Below are 4,894 nucleotides of genomic sequence, written 5' to 3'. Positions count from 1 at the left end.
TACCTGCAAATTATTGCGATCACTCGTTTGCAATAGCAGCATTTTTTCCTCATCCGTCATTACTTTTTGTTTGTTGATCATATCAACTAAACGATTGCCGACTTTTGCATCCCCGTATAGGACCGCCCCTAGAATTTTGTCATCTTTTAAAACTAGTTTCTTATAAATATTTGCCTGTTCGTCGTAATGAGTAATGGTTTTTGTTGTTTCATCTCCAACGAAATCTCCWACAGAAAATACATCCACTCCCGAAATTTTTAACTGAGTCGATAAAGTAGAACCTTGATAACCTTGCGAATCGATACCACAAATATGCTTCGCTAATTCTCTGCCTTGTTCATATAAAGGCTTAACAAGGCCATAAACAATCCCTCGATGCTCAGCACACTCGCCAACCGCGTAGACATCAGCTACATTTGTTTGGAGGTAATCATTGACCACAATAGCACGATTTGTTTCAATCCTACTTCCCTTCATCAGTTTAATATTTGGCCTTACTCCTACTGCCATGATGATTGCTTCAGCTTTTACTTCTGTTCCGTCTTTAAAACGTAAGCCTTCAACAGAATCCCCACCGATTATTTCAGCCGATGCTTTTTCTAGCAGAAAGTTCACGCCTTGATTCTCAAGCTCCCGCTGTAGCATGATTGAAGCTGTTGGATCCAATTGTCTTTCCATAATATGTTTAGAAAGATGAACAACATCTACCTCCATTCCTAAATGAAGTAGTCCTCTAGCTGCTTCTAAACCTAATAACCCCCCACCAATAACAACTGCTTTTTTATGATGCTTAGACATGTCGATGATCTTCTCGCAATCTTCTATCGTACGAAAATTAATAACTCTTTTTTTATCATTTCCCGGTAGTGCTAAAACAAATGGATGTGAGCCCGTAGCCACAATGGCTTTATCATATGATACTTCTCTATTTTGATCCGTACGTAGAATCTTGTTATCTGAATCTATATATGTGACTGTCTCACCTGTATACAATGTAATGTTATTTTTCTCATACCAAGACCGATCATTTATCGTAATATCTTCTACCTTTGTTGACCCTTGTAAAACCGTTGATAAGAGAATACGATTGTAATTATAATGGGGCTCACTTCCAAAGACTGTTATCTCAAATGCATTAGGCTGATGATTTAAGATTTCTTGAACGCAGTTGATTCCTGCCATCCCGTTTCCAATCACCACTAACCTTTGCTTTCTCATCATTGAAACCCTCCCGATCCTGAACTATTTTTATTTAGCTATATTGAAGCAAACCATCTATTCTTCTCGATCATATATAGTTTCATTTTATCGAACATAGGAGGGTAAAATCTTCGTTTATGTCAGATCACTTGACACACTATTATGAAGTAACCGTCTAAACAAACGTTTAATTGAGACCTCTTCCATTTATTACTAGATGTAATACACACAAAAAAAAGCACAACTTGTAAGTTTACAAGTTGTGCTTTTGGTATTTAAATTCCATTCTTAACGTGGAATATATTTCATAGGGTCAACAGAGTTTGATTTCGCTCCGTTCCAGCCACCTTCATGTACTTCAAAGTGTAAATGTGGTCCGAATGAACGGCCAGTGTTACCCATCATACCTAGGCGTTGACCTTTTGACACACTTTGACCTGCACTTACTTCACGGTTCTCTAAGTGTGCATATAATGTAGTAATTTGCTTACCATTAACCATATGCGAGATTAATACTGTATTTCCATAACTTGAAGAATAGTAAGACTGAACAACTTGTCCGTCTGCTACTGAGACAATCGGAACATCACCTGTACGCCCATTTTTACCAATATCAATACCGTGGTGCATACGACCACCAAATGTTGCACGAGGTCCGTAAGTTGAGGTAATGGTACCCGTTGCCGGACGCATAAATCCAGAGTTCGTTACAGCAGGTGCACTATGTTGAGTGTTGCTGCTGGCATTTGAGCTTGAATTGGATGAGTTTGAGTTTGAACTAGAGTTAGAGCTAGAATTCGAGTTAGAGCTTGAATCTGAACTTCTAGATGTTGTTTGTTGGGCTGCTGCTGATTTTTTAGCTGCTTCAGCTGCTGCCGCTTCCTCTTGCTTGCGTTTTTCTTCTTCTTGACGCTTACGTWCTTGCTCTGCTTCATATTCAGCAAGTTGCTGCTGTAGTGCTGCTTCTTGTTGTTTTAAGATTTCATTTTCATTATCTAAGTTTCCTAGATCCGTATGGAGCTCGCCTTCTTTTTGTTCAAGTTGACCAAGAAGACGGTCTTTTTCTTGACGTTGTTCTTCTAGTTGCGCACTTAGCTCTTCAAGCTCGATTAACTGTTGCTCTAAATTAGCAAGCTCTTCTTCCACTTGCTCTTTCGCATCTTCAAGAGCTAAGTGATCTTCCATATGTGCTTCTAAAATACTGCGGTCTTGTTGAGCAATAACCGTCAATGCACTGATACGATCAAGAAAATCACCAAAATCTTTTGAACCAAGAATCACTTCAAGGTAATCAATCGAACCACCTGATTGGTACATAGAACGAGCGCGATCCTTTAATAACTCATCACGTTCAGCGATACGCTCTTCTAAAATCACAATCTCCTCTTGCAGTTGTTCAATATGCTCACGAGTCTCTTCAATCTCTGCACGCTTTTCACGTAGCTTTTGATTCGTTTCTGACATCTTTTCATCAATCTCTTGCATTTCAGCATTAACCTCTGCTAATTCACTTTCAATTTCAGCGATCTCTGCTTCTGTTTGGTTTGCTTTTTCTGAGTTTTGTTGTTGTTCACGTTGAACATCAGAGATTTGATTTTTAAGTTCACTATTAGCATGAGCTACATCAGATGTACTAGTGAACCCAAATGAACTAAACGTAAGTATTGCAGCTRCTGCGACTAATCCGATTCTTCTCCTCATTCGACCTTGCTCCCCCTCATATGTAAGGTAGCAGCCCTCGCTGCTACCATTTCATCTACATTCATATTCTACTAAACTTTTAAGAATTTACGTACTGACATCACGCTTCCCCACACACCAATAAAGGCTCCAATTCCAATTAGGAGCGCAGCAATTTGCCACAAGTATGGGAATGGCGGTAACAACGAAAAGAATAATGTTTCAAACTGTTGTCCAAATCTTGAGTAGAGGTAGGAATATCCAAATCCTAAAGCAAGGATCGGTATTAAGGAACCAACGATTCCAAGTAACATTCCTTCTACAAAAAATGGCCAGCGAATGAATCCATTTGTTGCCCCTACGAGTTTCATAATTTGAATTTCTCGTTTTCTAGCAATAATGGTAATTTTAATCGTGTTGGCAATTAAGAACATTGCCGTAAACATCATCCCAACAATAAGGATAATCCCGATTGTACGAGCTAATTCTGTAAAGGCGAACAGTCGCTCAACAAATCCTTGTCCATAGTTGACGGATTCGACATAAGGTAACTCTTCAACCTCACTTGCTACTGATTCTGTTAATTGAGGACTTGTTGCTCTGACGACGAACGCGTCATTTAGTGGATTCTCTTCACGAATCGATTCGAACGCTCCACCAGCATCATTTAAACTATCAATTAACTGATCAAGTCCTTCATCTTTACTTAAAAAGGTTACACCTTCAACATTTGCAGTGGCCTCTATTTCCTCTTTTAATTCTTCTTGCTGTTCAGGTGTTGCGGTAAGCTCAATATAGGCTCTGATCTCAACATCATCTTCCACACTATCAGCAAAACTATTAGCATTTAAGATTAAGAGTAAGAACGCCCCTACAACAAACAACATAACGGTAACAGCACTAATCGATGCAAATGTCATCCAGCCGTTCCGACCAAGGTTCTTCGTTCCTTCTTTTACATGACGTCCGAGGGTTCTAAATTTCATAACCGTAGTCCCCCCTTGCCTGATCACGTACGACTCGTCCACTTTCAATTGCAATCACTCGTCTTTTGAGCGTGTTTACAATGTCTTTGTTGTGAGTTGCCATCACCACAGTCGTACCGCGCTGATTAATATCTTCTAAGATATCCATAATCTCCCATGCTGTATCAGGATCAAGATTCCCTGTAGGCTCATCTGCAATCATCACATCTGGACGGTTGACAATCGCTCGAGCAATCGCCACACGCTGCTGCTCACCACCAGATAACTCATCCGGCAGGGCCCTTGCTTTATTTTTAAGACGAACGATATCAAGAACATCCATGACTTTCCGCTTAATAACAGCAGGATTCTCCTCGATAACTTCTAGGGCGAATGCCACGTTTTCATAGACTGTTAAACTTGAAAGAAGCTTAAAGTCTTGGAAAACAACCCCGATTCTACGACGTAAAAGAGGAATATGTCTCTCTTTTATCTTCGAAAGATTTGTCTCATCAATAAGTATATCACCTTTTGTTGGACGTTCTTCTCGGTACATCATTTTAATGAATGTAGACTTACCAGCACCGCTGGGTCCTACAACATAAACGAATTCACCTTTTTCAATTTTTATATTAATTCCATTAATGGCATGAACATTGTTTGGATACATCTTCCAAACATCTTTCATTTCGATCAATACTATCACTTCCTTGCGTTCAGTCTCTCATGGTGTCTATTAACCTTCATGATTCCTACGAACGCTGCTTTCATAAGCAACTTAATACGACCTTTTGAAGTCTGTATTTTTTGTAGAATGCTCACCTAATCTGTCGGTTTGCTTACCCATTATACCATTATTTAAAACTTGTGCATGTTCATTTATGTTACATTTTCATTTCAATAGATCGAGTGATTGTAAAAAACATGAGAAATTGGTCTCGTTTTCACAAAAAAAAGATCTACTCTCATAAGAGAATAGATCTTATCATTTTATTGCTCTGAAAGCCAAGCAGCAAGGTTAGCCGCCTCATCATCTTCTAAGTTTTGAG

Annotated in this window: 4 protein-coding genes; all 4 read right to left on the bottom strand. The window is 39.2% G+C overall.

Going from position 1 to position 4,894, the window contains the following annotated elements:
- The coding region (locus tag AB685_RS26365) for an FAD-dependent oxidoreductase (protein ID WP_047973561.1) at positions 1–1,218 on the bottom strand (1,218 nt) is incomplete at its 3' end.
- A 270-nt stretch (positions 1,219–1,488) separates the two neighbouring features.
- Entirely contained in the window at positions 1,489–2,901 is a 1,413-nt protein-coding gene (locus tag AB685_RS26360; protein ID WP_047973560.1) for a peptidoglycan DD-metalloendopeptidase family protein, read from the bottom strand.
- Positions 2,902–2,972: 71 nt separating this feature from the next.
- Positions 2,973–3,866, bottom strand: a complete 894-nt coding sequence (ftsX, locus tag AB685_RS26355) for a permease-like cell division protein FtsX (protein ID WP_047973559.1) — start codon at positions 3,864–3,866, stop codon at positions 2,973–2,975.
- On the bottom strand, positions 3,856–4,542 hold the full coding sequence (gene ftsE, locus AB685_RS26350) for a cell division ATP-binding protein FtsE (RefSeq protein WP_047973558.1): 687 nt from the start codon (positions 4,540–4,542) through the stop codon (positions 3,856–3,858). Before ftsE ends, ftsX begins: the two co-directional genes overlap by 11 nt.
- Between the last annotated feature and the right edge of the window lie 352 nt (positions 4,543–4,894).

The organism is Bacillus sp. LL01, assembly GCF_001037965.1.
The sequence above is the reverse complement of the archived record's forward strand: the minus strand, read 5'-3'. Positions and strand labels throughout refer to the sequence as shown.